Below are 15658 nucleotides of genomic sequence, written 5' to 3'. Positions count from 1 at the left end.
CGGTATGCACAGAGGCTGCGGTGCGGCTGTTAAACCTGTTGCGACAGCAACTGCCCATCCGCCATGCGCAGGCGCTTGGACAGGGATACAGCGAGGGCGCGGATGATTTTTGCGGCCACCTTGGGAGCATCGTTGATCATTTTTTCCAGGGAGTCCTTGCCCAGGTTCAGCAATTGGCAATCGCTGGCCGCGATGCACGTGGCCGAGCGCCGTTCGCCGTCCAGCACAGCCATTTCGCCGAATGCCCGGCCGCTGCGCAGGGTGGCGATGGTCACGGGTTGGCCGTCGGGGCCGGTTTTCTGCACGGCCACCTGGCCGGTGTGGATGATGCACATGAAGCTGCCGGCATCGCCCTCGTGGAAAATCGCTTCGCCCTGGGCGATGGCGCTGATGCTGAAGTAGCCCGACGCTGCGGCAAAGTCGACAGGCAGCAACGGGTCGAACAGACCGCAGTCCATCAACCAGTCGCGAATTTCGTTGTTCAGTAAGGTGGGTTCTGGCATGTCGTCACGGTCTTTTTCTTGTGTCTGTTGCGGTTGCGGGCAGGCCTGGATGCAAGATCCTCCATTGGGGGAGCGAGCAAACCCGCTCCCCCCTATACAGGCCGTGTCGTTCCCTATGACCCGGCCTTTATCCAGAGTTCCTCAAACCCGCTTCAGAATCTTCAACACAAACGCATATTCGAGCGCTACGTCACGCAACCCCTGGTAGCGTCCGCTCATTCCACCGTGGCCTGCGCCCAGTTCGGTCTTGAGCAGCAACGGATTGTCGTCGGTTTTGGTTGCCCGCAATTTCGCCACCCACTTGGCTGCTTCCCAATATTGCACACGGCTGTCGTTGTATCCGGCGATGACCAACAGTGCCGGATAAGCCTGGGCGCTGACGTTTTCGTACGGGGCGTAGGCCTTGATCCGATCATAGACCTGAGGATCCTCGGGGTTGCCCCATTCGTCGTATTCGGTGACGGTCAATGGCAAATCCGGGTCGAGCATTGTGTTGAGCACATCGACGAACGGCACTTCGGCGATGGCGACCCTGAACAATTCCGGGCGTTGGTTGAGCACCGCGCCGATCAGCAGGCCACCGGCGCTGCCGCCACTGATTGCCAACTGGTCGGCGGTGGTCAGACCGTTGTCGATCAGGTGTTCGGCACATGCGATAAAGTCGCTGAAGGTGTTGTGCTTGTGCTCTTGCTTGCCGGCGCGATACCAGGCTTCTCCCAGCTCGCCGCCTCCGCGTACGTGGGCAATGGCAAACGCCACGCCCCGGTCGAGCAGGCTCAGCCGTGCATGGGAAAACCACGGGTCGAGGCTGTGGCCATAGGCGCCGTAGCCATACAAGTACAGCGGCACCGGCTGGCCGAGGGCTTCGCGCTTGATCACCAGGCTGATGGGCACTTGCGTGCCGTCCGGGGCCGTCGCCCAGAGCCGTTGGCTGACGTAGGCATCGGCGTCGAACGGGCCCAGCACCGGGGTTTGCTTGAGTACGACCTGCTCGCCGCTGGCCAGGTCCAACTGGCGAATCTGCGCCGGACGGTTCAAGGCTTCATAGCGCAGGCGGATGCGGTCGCTGGAGAATTCCAGGCTGTTCTGCACATGCAGGCTGTAGGCCGCGTCGGGTAACTGCACCCGATACGCGGGCAGACCCTGTGGGTGAACTTCAATGATGGGCAGGCCACCTTCGCGCAAGCTCAGGGTCATGGCGCCCGCGTTCAGGCTCAGACCGTCGATCATCACCGTGTCGCTGTGTGGGATCAGGTTCTGCCAGTCGGCTTCGACCGGCGCCACGCCGGTGTCGGGTGCCTGGTACAGGGCGAAGTTGATGCCGTCGCGGTTGCTGCGGATAAACCACGTCCATTGTCCATCGAGCAGGCCGTGGTCGACGTCGTATTCATGATTTTCCGCCCGGGGCGCCAGGCAGGAGAACGGCTGCTGGGGTTGCGTCGCGTCGAGTACCCAGACTTCACTGGTGGTCTTGCTGCCCAGGGACAAAATCAGCTGGCGTTCGGAGCTGGAGCGGTAGCAATGCAGGAAAAAGCGTCCGTCCGGTTCATGGAACACTTGCTCGGCGGCGGTGCCATCGAGCCGATAGCGCCAGAGCTTGTGAGGGCGATGGGTGTCGTCCAGCTCGCCGAAAAACAGCGTCAGGCTGTCATTGGCCCAGGTCATGCTGCCATCGCAATTTTCGAAAGACAGTTCGCTGACCTTGCCGTTGGACAATTCCTTCACGAACAGGGTGTAGATTTCATCGCCCGAGGTGTCCTGGCTGTAGGCCAGGCGCTGATGATCGGGGCTGATGCTGAACGCCCCCAGGGAAAAGAACCCACCACCGGCCAGTTCGTTCGGGTCCAGCAGCAATTGCTCGCGGCTCTCGTCCACCGTCAGGCTGTCGTCGGTAGGACGTGGGCAACGGTAGTGGCGCGGGTATTCGTCACCGGCCGTGGTACGGGTGTAATACAAATACGGGCCCCAGGGAGAGGGCAGGGACAGGTCGGTCTCGAGGATCCGGCCCTTGATTTCCTGGAACAGGGTTTCGCGCAGTTCGGCCTGGTCGGCGAGTTGCGCCTCCTGGTAGCTGTTTTCAGCCTTGAGGTAATCGAGCACGGCCTCGGCATCGCGCTCCTGCAGCCAGGCGTACGGATCGACACCGATATCCCTGCGGGCCATCGGGGCGTTGGAAACGGGGGCGGATAAGGGCATGAAGGACTCTCGAACGTTGTACGAAAAAAGGACAAGCGGACGTTGCGATTAGTTCTGTCGGTCGGTCGCACTGTCCACAAAGGTCACCGGGCAGACGCCGGGGCAGCTTGAAGAGCGAAAAGCCGTTACTATAAGCGTCTATTTGCCTGCCTTGCCATGGACACCATGACCGAGAATGACTATCTGATTGCCTGGGGCCTCTACGCCTTCGCTGCGCTGGGCTGCCTGCTGGTATGGATGCGCATGACGCGCTGGATGTGGCGTTGGTTGCGCGAGCCGCTGCGGCTGCTGATGGCCGTGTTGCTGTTCAGCCCCACCATTGTCGACCCGGTGAAGGCAAAGGTTGCTCCGGCCTTGGCCATCGTTGCCCTGGACGTTTTGTTCAAGGTCGGCAACAACGCCTGGCGGGCGGTGTCCGATCTATTCATGTACGGCATGATCGCCTTGGGCCTTTACCTGATCGTCGTGCTGATCCGCTTGCCCATCGAGCGTGCAGCCAACGCCCGCAAGGAGCGGGACGCTGCCGCGAAAGCCGCTGCCGCCGTCGATGACACGCAGGATGAGCTGCCCTTCGGCGTGGCCGGCGACGACCGTTACGGTCGGCCGCCGGTGCCGAGCAACCCCCAGCGTTCGCGTATCGAACCGCGTCTGTAACCAGGCCTGCCTTCAAGCGAGAGTTCGAACATGTGTGAGTTATTGGGCATGAGTGCCAATGTGCCGACCGACATCGTGTTCAGCTTCACCGGGCTGATGCAGCGCGGTGGCAGGACCGGCCCGCACCGGGACGGCTGGGGCATCGCGTTTTATGAGGGCCGTGGCCTGCGCCTTTTCCAGGACCCGGCGGCCAGCAGCGAGTCGGAAGTGGCGAACCTGGTGCAGCGTTATCCGATCAAGAGCGAAGTGGTGATCGGGCATATCCGCCAGGCCAATGTCGGCAAGGTCTGCCTGTCCAACACCCATCCGTTCGTGCGCGAATTGTGGGGCCGCAACTGGTGTTTCGCCCATAACGGCCAGCTTGCCGACTTCCAGCCTCCAACCCGCTTCTATCGTCCGGTGGGCGATACCGATAGCGAAGCGGCGTTCTGCGATCTGCTCAACCGCGTGCGCGAGGCTTTTCCGGAACCGGTGGAGGTGGAACTGTTGCTGCCGTCACTTATTCAGGCTTGCGCCGAATACCGCAGCAAGGGCGTATTCAATTGCCTGCTCAGCGATGGCGACTGGCTGTTCTGCTATTGCTCGACCAAACTGGTCCAGATCACCCGTCGTGCGCCGTTTGGCCCGGCGCGGCTCAAGGACGTGGACGTGATCGTGGATTTCCAGGCCGAAACCACGCCCGACGATGTGGTCACGGTGATCGCCACCGAGCCTCTGACCGAAAACGAAACCTGGACCCGCTACGAACCGGGCCAATGGAGCCTGTGGCGACGCGGCGAATGCGTCAGCCAGGGCCGCACCGAATAAGGACGTCACGTTATGTTGCTCAGTTATCTACGGCTTGTGTTGTTTGCGGTGGGCCTGCTGGTGGGCGTGCAGGTACCGGGTTTCGTCAACGATTACGCCAAGCGGGTCGAGGCGCACCTGATCGAGGCGCAGACCGGCTTGCGCGGCTTCCAGGACACCGCCAACCAGTTTTTCAAAGGCGACATGCAGGCGCTGGTGGCCCATTACCGTGCCAGCGAAGACCCGATCTTCCGTAGTGATGCCGACAGCCTGAACACCTTGCTGGTGCGCCAGCAGGCGTTGGACAAGCAATTCCAGGCGATGCAAGGGCCGTGGTACATCCGTTTGCTGCAAGTGGCGCTGGCCGCTGATCCGGATATCCGTAAGGAAACCTGGAACGGTTACAGCTACCAGATCCTGCTGACCCCAGAGGCCATGATCTGGGGCATCGGCGGGGCCATGCTGCTGTCGTTCGGCCTGGAATGCCTGTTCCGCCTGATCGACTGGGTGGTGCTGGGCGGCAGGCGCCTGCGCCAGAGCCGGCCGATCGAAGAGCGCGACCTGCGCGGGCTCTGACTCAACCTGTTTAAACCGGTTTCCCGCGGCTCGGGGAATTTGTGGGAGCAAGGCTTGCCCGCGATGAATGCCACGCGGTTTGTCAGGAACCGAGGCGCCTGTTTCGCGAGCAAGCTTTGCTCCCACAGTAAGTTCCCTTGTCACATGGGGGCTTTGCCTGAGCCATCTTCGGCACCCAATCAAATTTTTCTTATGACCCGGCCGGGGATTTATTCGTTGGACGCGACGGCGCGCGCGCTCAAGAATCGGGGCAACCGGTCTCTGCGCTTTGCATCGTCGAGGCCCGATAACAATAAAACCGTGGAGAACCACCATGAGTGCACCCGACACCCTCGGCGTCCCCAAACCCCAGGCCCGGTCCGGCCCGTTCGACTGGTATCGCGACATCAACCAGCAGGAGCGCCGCACATTCTGGAGCTGCAAGATCGGCTACGCCCTGGACGGCATGGATACACAGATGCTCAGTTTCGTGGTGCCGACCCTGATCGCGATGTGGGGTATCACCACCGGTCAGGCCGGGCTGATCCACACCAGTACCCTGATTGCCTCAGCCATTGGCGGCTGGGTGGCGGGCATTCTGTCGGACCGTATCGGTCGGGTGCGCACCCTGCAACTGACGGTGCTGTGGTTCGCCTTCTTCACCTTCCTGTGTGGATTCGCCCAGAGCTATGAACAATTGCTGATCGCCCGTACGCTGATGGGCTTCGGCTTCGGCGGCGAATGGACGGCCGGCGCGGTATTGATGGGGGAGGTGATCCGGGCCAAGGACCGCGGCAAGGCGGTAGGCATGGTGCAGTCGGGTTGGGCGCTGGGCTGGGGCATGACAGCGATTCTGTATGCGCTGCTGTTTTCGGTGTTGCCGCCTGAGGATGCCTGGCGTGCCTTGTTCATCCTCGGCATCGTCCCGGCGGTGTTCGTGATTTTTGTTCGTCGGCTGGTCAAGGATCCGGAAATCTATAACCAGACCAAGGCCCGTGAAGCGTCCAGCAATTCTGCGAAATTCTACGAGATTTTCGCCCCTGGCATCCTGTTTACCACCGTTCGCGCTTCGCTGTTGACCACTGGCGCCTTGGGGGGCTATTACGCCATCACTTCCTGGCTACCGACGTTTCTCAAGAATGAACGCGGCTTGAGCGTCCTGAGCACCGGCGGGTACCTGGCGATGGTGATCGTCGGTTCCTACGTCGGCTATGTCATCAGCGCGTACCTGTCGGACATCCTGGGGCGCAAGAAGAACTTCGTCCTCTACGCCATCGGCTCGTTCACCATCGTGTTGCTGTATACCCAGATGCCGGTGAGCAATGATGTGATGCTCTGGCTGGGCTTTCCCCTGGGATTCTTCGCTTCCGGTATGTTCAGCGGCATGGGTTCGTTCCTGACGGAGCTGTTTCCTACGCGCATCAGGGGCTCGGGCCAGGGTTTTTGCTACAACATCGGCCGTGCGTTGGCGGCATTGTTCCCACTGTTGATCGGCCTGCTGAGCCAGAAAGTGCCACTGAGCGTCGGCATCGGTGCGTTCGCGGCGGTGTCCTACGGCGTGGTGATACTGGCGGCCCTGAGCCTGCCGGAAACCCAAGGCAAGCAGCTGGAAGCCGAGTAACGGTTAATCTGTGGGGCACAGGCCCCTGCTTAAATCTACAGGAGCGTTCACGTGAACCGCCTGCTATTGAATTGCGACATCGGCGAAAGCTTCGGCAGTTGGACCATGGGCCTGGACGCCGAGGTGATGCCCTTCATCGACTGCGCCAACATCGCCTGCGGTTTCCATGCTGGCGATCCGAGCACCATGCGCAAGACCGTCAGTCTGGCCCTGAGCCATGGTGTGCGGATCGGCGCGCACCCGGCCTATCAGGATCTGGTGGGGTTCGGCCGACGCTCCATGGCCTATACCGCCCGGGAACTGCAGGACCTGCTGCATTACCAGATCGGTGCCCTCGACGGTATTTGCCGGGCCCAGGGCGGTCGGGTCAGCTACGTCAAGCCTCACGGCGCGATGTACAACGACATGATGGCCAATCCGGCGCAGCTGCGCACCGTGATCCAGGCGGTCGCCGCCTATGACCGGGAACTGCCGCTGATGCTGATGGCGACCCGGGACAACAGCATCGCCCAGGCCCTGGGGGATGAATACGGCCTGACCTTATGGTTCGAAGCCTTCGCCGACCGTGCCTATGACAGCGCTGGGCATCTGGTTTCGCGGCAATTGCCAGGGGCTGTGCATCACGAGGCCGAGGTCATCATCGCCCAGGCCCTGACCATTGCCCGTGGCGGTGCGCTGACCGCCAGTGACGGAAGCGAGTTGATCCTGAATGCCAACACATTGTGCGTGCACGGTGACAACGCCAGTTCAGTGGCTGCCGTACGGCGCATCCGCGAGGCTCTGGACCGGCAGAGTGCACCATGAAGCCACGTGTGGAAGTGGTGGCGGTGGACTGCCTGATGGTGCGCCTGTTCGATGAAATCGCCGAGGCCAACATGCCCTGGATGCTCGCCGCCGGTGAGCGCCTGAGGGCGGTGTTCGCCGAGCGCCTGATCGACCTGGTGCCGTCCTACACGACGCTGATGGTGCATTACGACCTGCTGGCACTGAGCCCGGCCGAGGCGAAGGAACTGATCGACGAGGCGCTGAATAACTTGTCGCCCGACGATCGGACCGTCGGCCAGCGGCATGTACTGCCGGTGTGGTACGACCTCAGTGTCGGGCCGGAGCTGGCGCTGCTGTCCCAACGCAGCGGCCTGACCGTGGACCAGGTGATCCGTACCCATAGCGACCGTGAGTATCAGGTGTTCGCCCTGGGTTTTGCACCCGGGTTCGCTTTTATGGGGCTGGTGGACGAAGTGCTGGCCGCGCCACGCCTCGATACGCCACGCAAGCGGGTGGCGGCGGGCAGTGTCGGGATCGCCGAGCGCCAGACCGCTGCTTACCCGGTGGTATCGCCCGGCGGCTGGAACCTGATCGGCCGCACGCCGGCCCGACTGTTTGACCGTGGGCGTGATGGCTACAGCCTGATGCAACCTGGCGACACGGTGCGTTTCTCACCTGTGGACCACGCCGAATTCATCGCCCTGGGAGGGGATGACACACCGCTGGAGGCCCAGTCATGAGCCGTCTGTTGATCGAGGCCAGCACCCCTCTGTGCCTGTTGCAGGATGCCGGCCGTTTCGGGGTGAGGCATCTGGGCGTGACCCAGGGCGGCGCGGCGGATTGGTTGTCGATGAGTTGGGCCAACTGGATGCTGGGCAATGCGCTGGACGCCGCAGTCGTGGAGATTACCCTCGGCGGCTTCACGGTGGTGGCCGAAGAGGATTGCGTATTGGCGCTGGCGGGGGCAGACCTGGGGGCGCGGATCGATGGCCAGCCGGTCGCATCGTGGCGATTTTTCAGCCTGCGCAGGGGACAGGTGCTGTCGCTGACCCAACCGGTGCTCGGAGCCAGGGCCTATCTGGCGGCCCCCGGCGGGTTCGATGCGCCTGCGGTGCTCGGCAGTCGGGCGACGGTGGTGAGGGAAGAACTCGGTGGCCTGGACGGACAGGGGCGGGCGCTGGACCGCGGCGAGCAGCTGAGTTATTGCGGCTTGGCGACGTGCCGACCCATGCCGCACTCACGGATTCCGGATTTCCAGCAGCAGGCGCCGCTGGATCTGATCCTGGGGGCGCAAAATGGCGCATTCAGTGGACGGAGTCTGTTCGATGCGTTCAATACGGCCTGGACACTGGACAGCCGCGCCGACCGCATGGGTATCCGGTTGTTGGGCACGCCGTTGGAATATCAGGGTAGCGCGATGATTTCCGAAGGCATTCCCCTGGGCGCCGTGCAGGTGCCGCCGGACGGTCAGCCGATCGTGCTGCTCAACGACCGGCAAACCATTGGCGGTTATCCACGCCTGGGGGCTTTGACGCCGCTGTCCCTGGTGCGCCTGGCACAATGCCTGCCGGGGGCGCAGGTGCGGTTGCGGCCGGTGGTGCAGGAGGTTGCGCATTGGCAGCAGGTCCAGTATTTGCGCAGTCTTCAAGGTAGCTAGGAGCTTCGCGAGCAAGCCCGCTCCCACATTGGATCTTGTAGACGACATAGATCCAGTGTGGGAGCGGGCCTGCTCGCGATGAGGCCAGATCAGACGCCCAAAAAACTACTTGGACAGAAACCGCATCCCTTCCTCCAGCCCCCGCAACGTCAGCGGATACATCCGGTCCTCCACCAACTCCCGCACGATATTGGTCGAAGCGGTATAGCCCCAGGTGTCCTTGGGGTAAGGATTGATCCAGATGAGTTTCTTGTACGTCTCCATGAAGCGCTGCATCCACACATAACCGGCTTCTTCATTCCAGTGTTCGACGCTGCCACCGGCCTGGGTGATTTCATAAGGCGCCATGGCGGCGTCACCGATGAAGATCACTTTGTAGTCGGGACCGTATTTATGCAGCAAATCCAGGGTCGAAGTGCGTTCCGAGGTGCGACGCAGGTTGTTCTTCCAGACCGACTCGTAGATGAAGTTGTGGAAGTAGAAGTATTCCAGATGCTTGAACTCGGTCTTGCAGGCCGAGAACAGCTCTTCGCAGATTCTTACGTGGGCATCCATCGAGCCGCCGATGTCGAACAGCAGCAGCAACTTGACGGAGTTGCGCCGTTCCGGGCGCATCTGGATGTTCAACAGGCCGGCGTCCCGAGCGGTGTGGTCGATGGTGCCGTCGATGTCCAGCTCTTCGGCCGCCCCCTGGCGGGCGAACTTGCGCAGGCGGCGCAGGGCGATCTTGATATTGCGAGTGCCCAGTTCCACCTGGTCGTCGAGGTTTTTGTACTCGCGCTGGTCCCAGACTTTGACCGCCTTGCCCTGGCGCTTGCCAGCGTCACCGACGCGGATACCTTCGGGGTTGAAGCCGCCGGAGCCAAACGGGCTGGTGCCGCCAGTGCCGATCCATTTGTTGCCGCCGGCATGGCGCTCCTTCTGTTCCTCCAGACGCTTCTTGAATTCTTCGATCAGCTTGTCGAGGCCGCCCAGGGTCTGAATCTGTGCACGCTCTTCGTCGGTCAGCGAGCGCTCGAATTCCTTGCGCAACCAGTCTTCGGGGATCAGTGCCTGAAGGTGATCGTCGAGTTTCTCCAGGCCATTGAAGTAGGCGGCGAACGCCCGGTCGAACTTGTCGAAATGTCGCTCATCCTTCACCAGGATTGCCCGGGCCAAGTAATAAAACTCGTCCATGTCAGCGAAGATCACCCGCTGTTTCAGTGCGTTGATCAGGTCCAGCAGTTCGCGCACCGACACGGGCACCTTGGCCGCGCGCATTTCATTGAACAGGTTGAGCAGCATGGCAATCGCCCTCGCTCTTGTTAAACGACGAGGGTTTCAGCGAGTGCCGCGACGGCTCATGAACGCCAGGCGCTCGAGCAGTTGCACGTCCTGCTCGTTCTTGACCAGGGCACCGGCCAAAGGCGGGATCGCCTTGGTCGGATCGCGCTCGCGCAGGACCGCTTCGCCGATGTTGTCGGCCATCAACAGCTTGAGCCAGTCCACCAGTTCGGAGGTGGAAGGTTTCTTCTTCAAGCCCGGCACCTTGCGCACGTCGAAGAACACGTCCAGCGCTTCGCTGACCAGGTCCTTCTTGATGTCCGGGTAGTGCACGTCGACGATTTTCTGCAGCGTGGCGCGATCGGGGAAGGCGATGTAATGGAAGAAGCAGCGGCGCAGGAAGGCGTCCGGCAGCTCTTTTTCGTTGTTGGAGGTAATGATGATGATCGGGCGCTGCTTGGCCTTGATGGTTTCATCGGTCTCGTAGACGTAGAACTCCATCTTGTCGAGTTCTTGCAGCAGGTCGTTGGGGAACTCGATGTCGGCCTTGTCGATCTCGTCGATCAGCAGGATCACCCGTTCCTCGGACTCGAACGCCTCCCAGAGCTTGCCCTTCTTCAGGTAGTTGCGCACGTCATGGACCTTGTCCACACCCAGTTGCGAGTCCCGCAAGCGGCTGACCGCATCGTACTCATACAAGCCCTGGTGGGCCTTGGTGGTGGATTTGATATGCCAGGTAATCAGGCGCGCGCCGAAGGACTGCGCCAGTTGCTCGGCCAGCATGGTCTTGCCAGTGCCCGGTTCGCCCTTGACCAGCAACGGCCGCTCCAGGGTGATGGCGGCGTTGACGGCCAGTTTCAGGTCATCGGTGGCGACATAGGCGCTGGTGCCTTCGAACTTCATCTGCAATTCCTCGACGGTGACGCCGGCCTGGACGAGGCGGGGCGCGTAATAAAATGCCATGCCCGACTATAACGCGACGTCCCGCCGACTGTGAACGCAGACGCCGTATTCAGTCTCTGAATGGAGCGTCACATGTTGACTCAGTCTTGGCATCAACCCTAATCCGTTGAGGGGGCCGGTTGTTCATATCGGGCATTGAACGCCTGGACGAAACCGTTGCGCAGTATCTGCAGGAAGGCTTCGAAAGCGCTGATGTCCTGTTGATGCACATTGCCGCTGAGCTCTACGCGGGTGGCGAACTGGTTCTTGCGCTGGTTCTTGAGCGCCGTCTCGCCGGTGCCGACCAGTGCTTCCCAGATTGAGCGGAAGATGTTCTTTTTCTCGTTCTCCACATCCTGCTGCCAATCGAAAACATCCACGTCACGAAGCAATGGCTTGATGTAGCCACTGAGCCTGGCGTTGTTGGCCTCCGCCTCGATCACCAGGTCGCCGTGGCCCGCGTTGAAGTCGAATTTGCCGTAGGCCGCGGCAAAATCATTCAGGCGCTTGAGTTCGATGTTCCTGGCCCGCAGGCGGAAATCGAAATCCTCGAAATTGCTCAACGGGTCGAACGTGGCCTGTACCTCCAGCGGAGCATGTTCGGCCACCAACGCCTTGCCTTCGAATCGGGCGTCGCGCTTGCCTTCGGTGTCGACCACATTGGTCAGGTTGTAAATACTGGCATCGACGTTGGTGGCCCGCAGATTGACCGGTGGTTTGGAGTTGAAATTGCGGAACGTGACCTTACCGTCATTAATGCGGACTTCATTGAGGGTGATGGGCAGCAGTTTGCTCAGTTGTTCGCGCCAGTCGGTGCCCCGGCCCGTCTGGGAGTTCTGCCGGTTGCCGCCACCGTCGACGAAGTTCACCTCCGGATGGGCGAACGTCACTTCGGCCACCACCGCATGGTCGTACCACAATGAATGCCAGCTCACGGACAAATCGATCAGCGGCGCATCGACGAACGGCACCGGAACCTTGCCATCGACCTTGACGATTTTCAGCCCGTTGATCCGATAGGCCCCGCGCCAGAGTGCCAGGTCCACATCCGTGATCTGCCCGCGGTAATCGCCCATGTCGGCCAGCCGCTCGTTGAGGTAGTCCCGTACCAGATAAGGCAGGGCCAGATGCAAGGCCACCAGCAGCGCGACGATGGCGGCCAGGGTCCACAGTGGCCAACTGTATCGACGTTTCATGTCATTGAGTCTCCAGCATGTTTCTCCAGAACACCCCAAAACCATTGACTGTTGTAACACTTGGACGTTCGGTGCAACTGGACGCCCACCGGCAACAGGCATACCTTTAGGCGCTTGAATTCACGCCGCATTAAGGACCCCGACATGAGCCGCATATATGCTGACAACGCCCATTCCATCGGTAATACGCCCCTGGTGCAGATCAACCGGCTCGCCCCGCGCGGCGTGACCATCCTGGCCAAGATCGAAGGACGGAACCCGGGCTACTCGGTCAAGTGCAGGATTGGCGCGAACATGATCTGGGACGCGGAAAGCACAGGCAGGCTCAAGCCGGGCATGACCATCGTCGAACCCACGTCGGGCAACACCGGCATCGGTCTGGCGTTCGTGGCCGCCGCCCGTGGCTACAAACTGATGCTGACCATGCCGGCCTCCATGAGCATCGAACGACGCAAGGTGCTCAAGGCCCTCGGCGCCGAGCTGGTGCTGACCGAGCCGGCCAAGGGCATGAAAGGGGCCATCGAGAAGGCCGCCGAGATCGTGGCCAGCGATCCAGCCACCTACTTCATGCCGCAGCAGTTCGATAACCCGGCGAACCCGGCCATTCACGAAAAAACCACCGGCCCGGAAATCTGGAACGATACCGACGGCGCGGTGGATGTGTTGGTGGCGGGCGTGGGCACGGGAGGCACCATTACCGGGGTGTCGCGGTACATCAAGAACACCTGCGGCAAGCCGATCCTGTCGGTGGCCGTAGAGCCAGAGAGTTCGCCGGTGATCACCCAGGCGATGGCCGGCCAGGAAATCAAGCCCAGCCCCCACAAGATCCAGGGGATCGGCGCGGGCTTCGTGCCGAAGAACCTCGACCTGACGATGGTCGACCAGGTGGAACGGGTCACTGACGAGGAATCCAAGGCCATGGCTTTGCGCTTGATGCAGGAGGAGGGGATACTTTGCGGAATCTCCTGTGGCGCGGCGATGGCCGTGGCCGTGCGCCTGGCGGAAAAACCGGAAATGCAGGGCAAGACCCTGGTGGTGATCCTGCCGGATTCCGGCGAGCGGTACCTGTCGAGCATGCTGTTCAGCGACCTGTTCACCGAACAGGAAACACAGCAGTGACGTTGGGTTGAAATGAAGCCTGATGCGACGAGGGGATATCCCCTCGCCGCAAGAACGAGAGGAGAATGTTTGCTGGCGTCAGCCATGGTTCAGCTGACGCATGCTAGAAGGGTTTATTGCGTTTTACTCAACAGAGAATGTTGCGTCGGACGGTTTTTACCCAGGCCATGAATCTTTAACATGGCCTTCGGCTACGTCGGGCAATTGGCGTTGCTTGAGTTTTTGACAAGGAGTTTGAAAATGACCGTTTCGTTCGTCGCCAAGGCGTCGGTCTTGCTGTTGTTCATAGGCAGTACCCTCTACGTACACCTGCGCGGCAGGGCGCGCCTGCCGGTGTTGCGCCAGTTCGTCAACCACTCGGCGTTATTCGCCCCCTACAACACCTTGATGTACCTGTTTTCCGGGGTGCCCTCCAAACCTTATCTGGACCGCAGCAAGTTTCCGGAACTGGATGTGCTCAAGGACAACTGGCAGGTCATTCGCGACGAAGCCATGCGCCTGTTCGATGAGGGATACATCCGCGCTGCAGAAAAGAACAATGACGCCGGCTTCGGTTCGTTCTTCAAGAAAGGCTGGAAGCGCTTCTACCTCAAGTGGTACGACAAACCATTGCCATCGGCGCAATTGCTGTGTCCCAGAACCGTCGAACTGGTCAACCGCATTCCCAACGTCCGCGGCGCGATGTTCGCCCTGCTGCCGGGCGACAGCCACTTGAACCCGCATCGCGATCCGTTCGCGGGCTCGCTGCGCTATCACCTTGGGCTTTCCACGCCCAATTCCGACGATTGCCGGATCTTCGTCGACGGCCAGATCTATGCCTGGCGCGATGGCGAAGACGTGATGTTCGACGAAACCTATGTGCATTGGGTCAAGAATGAAACACCGCAGACCCGTGTGATCCTGTTCTGCGATGTCGAGCGGCCGCTCAAAAGTCGGCTGATGACCCGCCTCAACCGTTCCATCAGCGCCTTCCTTGGGCGTGCCACCGCACCGCAGAACCTGGATGACGAACATGTCGGTGGTATCAACCGGGCCTATGCCTGGAGCAAGTCGTTCAGCGATGGCATCAGTGGCCGGGTCAAGCAATGGAAGCGCAAGCATCCCAAGGCCTACCGTGTGATGCGGCCGGTACTGGCGGTAGCGGTGCTGACGGCATTGGGCTACTGGTTGTTCGTTTGAGCATTGCATTATGCCTCGAGCGCTGGTTATAGTCGGCGCTCTCCGGGTCCTCGAACCCATCCTTTCCAGAGATCGGCTCATGCCTGTATCCCCAGTTGTCGCGGTCGTGATTCCAGCGTTGAACGCTGGCGTCGTGCCGTGGGGGAATCAGCAACGTGGGCAGGTCGGTCAATACCCTCCACCTGTCAGTAGCCCACCGGTGTGCGTCGTCGTATCACCGCCGGGTGTTGGCGTCCAGGGCTGATCGGCAGTCGTTGCCGTTTCCTGCGCCCGCCTGAAAAAACTACTGAATTTCAGCTCCGGCTGAGTTGGCTTTTGCCTGATAACAGGTGGCATTCATGTTTTCCCTATCCAGAAACGCCTTATTGGCGGCGGCTTCCACGAGCCTGTTCGTCCTGCTGTGGAGCAGCGGGGCGATCTTTTCCAAACTGGGCCTGGCCCATGCTTCGCCTTTTGCTTTCCTGCTGATCCGCTTTTCCATAGCCCTGTGCGCGCTGGTGCTGTTGATCCCGGTGTGCAAATTCAAGTTACCCAGAATCGGCAAGCCGATGCTGTACGCGGCGGCCACTGGGTTGGTGCTGCTGGGCGCCTATCAGATTTTCTATCTGTTGGCGTTGCAGATGAATGTCACACCGGGGGTCATGGCGACGTTAATGGGGGTACAGCCGATCCTGACGGTGGTGCTCATCGAGCGCCAGCGTTCCTGGCAGCGGATGTCCGGTCTGATGCTGGGGTTGGCGGGGCTGGTCATGGTGGTCTACCAGGGCATCGGCCTGGCCGGTATGTCCCTGGCTGGAATGCTGTGTGGATTGCTTGCGCTGCTGAGCATGACGGCCGGTTCGATCATGCAGAAACGCATCACCCAAAACCCTCTGGGCACGCTGCCCGTTCAATACCTTGCCGGGCTTGTGCTGTGCGCGGTGTTCGTGCCGTTTCAACCGTTTCACTTCGAACACAGCGCGGGTTTCATCGTGCCGGTGGTGTGGATGGCGCTGGTGGTTTCGGTGCTGGCAACGCTGTTGCTGTACCGGTTGATCGCACGGGGCAACCTGGTGAACGTCACCAGTCTGTTCTACCTGGTGCCGGCGGTGACGGCCATCATGGATTACCTGGTGTTTGGCAACCGGTTGGCGTTGCTGAGCGTGCTGGGGATGGGGCTGATCATCGTCGGGTTGGCGTTTGTGTTTCGTAAAAGTGGCTGACCGTTAGAGGCTCGTCAGCC

The 15658-nt window shown here is 61.0% G+C and carries 15 protein-coding genes; 10 read left to right on the top strand and 5 right to left on the bottom strand.

Annotation, left to right across the window (positions count from 1 at the left end; translation table 11 throughout):
• Window positions 1–29 precede the first annotated feature (29 nt).
• Together LCU97_RS03085 and LCU97_RS03080 are read right to left on the bottom strand one after the other, a co-directional pair.
• Window positions 30–503, bottom strand: coding sequence for a cyclic nucleotide-binding domain-containing protein (locus LCU97_RS03085; protein ID WP_053155823.1), 474 nt, complete (start codon window positions 501–503; stop codon window positions 30–32).
• Window positions 504–644: 141 nt separating this feature from the next.
• Entirely contained in the window at window positions 645–2699 is a 2055-nt protein-coding gene (locus tag LCU97_RS03080; RefSeq protein WP_232775513.1) for a S9 family peptidase, read from the bottom strand.
• 156 nt (window positions 2700–2855) lie between these two features.
• Here LCU97_RS03080 and LCU97_RS03075 point away from each other — a divergent pair, with 156 nt between their 5' ends.
• The 7 genes from LCU97_RS03075 to LCU97_RS03045 all read left to right on the top strand — a co-directional run bounded on the left by LCU97_RS03075 (window position 2856) and on the right by LCU97_RS03045 (window position 8737).
• Window positions 2856–3353: a hypothetical protein gene (locus tag LCU97_RS03075; protein ID WP_053155816.1), complete on the top strand. Its 498-nt coding sequence runs from the start codon at window positions 2856–2858 to the stop codon at window positions 3351–3353.
• 30 nt (window positions 3354–3383) lie between these two features.
• Window positions 3384–4160, top strand: coding sequence for a class II glutamine amidotransferase (locus LCU97_RS03070; protein WP_232775512.1), 777 nt, complete (start codon window positions 3384–3386; stop codon window positions 4158–4160).
• 12 nt (window positions 4161–4172) lie between these two features.
• Entirely contained in the window at window positions 4173–4715 is a 543-nt protein-coding gene (locus LCU97_RS03065) for a DUF2937 family protein (protein WP_053155810.1), read from the top strand.
• Window positions 4716–5028: 313 nt separating this feature from the next.
• Window positions 5029–6315, top strand: a complete 1287-nt coding sequence (locus LCU97_RS03060) for an MFS transporter (protein ID WP_053155807.1) — start codon at window positions 5029–5031, stop codon at window positions 6313–6315.
• Window positions 6316–6366: 51 nt separating this feature from the next.
• Entirely contained in the window at window positions 6367–7119 is a 753-nt protein-coding gene (locus tag LCU97_RS03055) for a 5-oxoprolinase subunit PxpA (RefSeq protein WP_232775511.1), read from the top strand.
• A complete protein-coding gene (pxpB, locus tag LCU97_RS03050; RefSeq protein ID WP_232775510.1) occupies window positions 7116–7820 on the top strand; it encodes a 5-oxoprolinase subunit PxpB in 705 nt (234 codons plus the stop codon). The genes LCU97_RS03055 and pxpB overlap by 4 nt, the downstream gene beginning before the upstream one ends.
• Window positions 7817–8737, top strand: a complete 921-nt coding sequence (locus tag LCU97_RS03045) for a 5-oxoprolinase subunit C family protein (protein WP_232775509.1) — start codon at window positions 7817–7819, stop codon at window positions 8735–8737. The genes pxpB and LCU97_RS03045 overlap by 4 nt, the downstream gene beginning before the upstream one ends.
• Before the next feature lie 105 nt (window positions 8738–8842).
• Here the strand turns inward: LCU97_RS03045 and LCU97_RS03040 are convergent, their stop codons facing one another.
• The 3 genes from LCU97_RS03040 to LCU97_RS03030 all read right to left on the bottom strand — a co-directional run bounded on the left by LCU97_RS03040 (window position 8843) and on the right by LCU97_RS03030 (window position 12138).
• A complete protein-coding gene (locus LCU97_RS03040) occupies window positions 8843–10021 on the bottom strand; it encodes a vWA domain-containing protein (protein WP_232775508.1) in 1179 nt (392 codons plus the stop codon).
• A 36-nt stretch (window positions 10022–10057) separates the two neighbouring features.
• On the bottom strand, window positions 10058–10903 hold the full coding sequence (locus LCU97_RS03035; RefSeq protein ID WP_053155966.1) for an AAA family ATPase: 846 nt from the start codon (window positions 10901–10903) through the stop codon (window positions 10058–10060).
• A gap of 158 nt (window positions 10904–11061) precedes the next feature.
• Window positions 11062–12138, bottom strand: coding sequence for a DUF748 domain-containing protein (locus LCU97_RS03030; protein ID WP_232775507.1), 1077 nt, complete (start codon window positions 12136–12138; stop codon window positions 11062–11064).
• Between the two features lie 144 nt (window positions 12139–12282).
• Here LCU97_RS03030 and cysK point away from each other — a divergent pair, with 144 nt between their 5' ends.
• The 3 genes from cysK (at window position 12283) to LCU97_RS03015 (ending at window position 15638) form a co-directional block, all read left to right on the top strand.
• Entirely contained in the window at window positions 12283–13257 is a 975-nt protein-coding gene (gene cysK / locus LCU97_RS03025) for a cysteine synthase A (RefSeq protein ID WP_232775506.1), read from the top strand.
• Window positions 13258–13497: 240 nt separating this feature from the next.
• Window positions 13498–14436, top strand: coding sequence for an aspartyl/asparaginyl beta-hydroxylase domain-containing protein (locus LCU97_RS03020; RefSeq protein WP_053155787.1), 939 nt, complete (start codon window positions 13498–13500; stop codon window positions 14434–14436).
• 338 nt (window positions 14437–14774) lie between these two features.
• Complete coding sequence (locus LCU97_RS03015) at window positions 14775–15638, top strand: DMT family transporter (protein ID WP_053155784.1); 864 nt, start codon at window positions 14775–14777, stop codon at window positions 15636–15638.
• The last annotated feature ends 20 nt before the right edge of the window (window positions 15639–15658 follow it).

The organism is Pseudomonas uvaldensis (assembly GCF_021271205.1).
Lineage (GTDB): Bacteria > Pseudomonadota > Gammaproteobacteria > Pseudomonadales > Pseudomonadaceae > Aquipseudomonas > Aquipseudomonas uvaldensis.
This window is presented reverse-complemented; position numbering and strand designations above follow the sequence as displayed.